1 pseudogene is annotated in these 515 nt (G+C 38.6%); it reads right to left on the bottom strand.

Annotation, left to right across the window (positions count from 1 at the left end):
- Positions 1-237: 237 nt before the first annotated feature.
- Positions 238-515, bottom strand: a pseudogene (locus HMPREF2955_RS08025) (hypothetical protein); the annotation flags it as partial.

Here is a 515-nt window from a genome sequence, read left to right as displayed (position 1 = left end):
AGCCATCAATATTTACCTTTTCATCAATATGGGTATTGATGTCGGGATGAAATCTGCCTGCTTGCATCGACCTCTCGTATGCATTTGGGAAAGGACACCAGCAAGAAGAGAATGACAAACAACCTATTATGTAGAATACTATTTTCATACAACCAAACATTTAATGTCGATTTTATATCCAAAAGAAAGATACGCCACAGGTAGGAAAAGCTTGTCCTAATGACATTATCTCCAACATCAGTTACCTCTTTTTATTATCATTTGCTGTTTCATTCTTTGCTTATAGGCTTTCCAGTCGGCCTTGTTCTCCCACATATACTTGTTCAACTTACAGCCAAAGCTTGTGGAGGGTGGCAAATTCTTAGCAGGGACAAATTCGTAAAGTACATCATAAGCGTCAGGTACGTCTTCTTTCTTTGATACAACCCACATTCCGCTAAAGAGAAGGAGGTGATTTTTATCGATTATCTTAAAGCGACTCTTCGCCAACACTTTGCGGAGTTGATAACGATATA

The organism is Prevotella sp. HMSC073D09, from assembly GCF_001814145.1.
Classification (GTDB): Bacteria; Bacteroidota; Bacteroidia; order Bacteroidales; family Bacteroidaceae; genus Prevotella; species Prevotella conceptionensis.
Note: the sequence above shows the minus strand (reverse complement) of the source record. Positions and strands in the feature narration are given on the sequence as shown.